This window comes from Pseudomonas sp. SIMBA_067 (genome assembly GCF_046534675.1).
GTDB lineage: Bacteria > Pseudomonadota > Gammaproteobacteria > Pseudomonadales > Pseudomonadaceae > Aquipseudomonas > Aquipseudomonas putida.
The window spans coordinates 1-258 of the sequence record NZ_JAWRYH010000748.1; the positions used below are offsets into that span (position 1 = coordinate 1).

1 protein-coding gene is annotated in these 258 nt (G+C 59.3%); it reads left to right on the forward strand.

Annotated elements, in window-relative coordinates; genetic code table 11:
• Positions 1 to 258, forward strand: a 258-nt coding sequence (locus SB765_RS31165) for a hypothetical protein (RefSeq protein ID WP_410932697.1), incomplete at both ends; no start/stop codon positions are given.

Sequence of the window (258 nt, forward strand, 5' to 3'; positions counted from 1 at the left end):
GCCGTTTGCCGGGCACATGTCAGGTTCTCCGGCCGAGATTTTACAGACCTGGGACATGTTATGCGGGGTTAAAGGAGAGGACCAGTATGTGGGCGCCCTCACCCGTAATTCGGTTCGCCAAGCGGGTGAAGAGTTCCGTCACCCCCTGTCTGACTTGACATCGGTCGAGCAAGCGCAGCGCTATGCTCGTGCGGCGGGTGCCAGTGCCTTTTTGGTTGGTCTGGGCTACCACAGCACCGTCGAAGTGCTTGAGGGCAT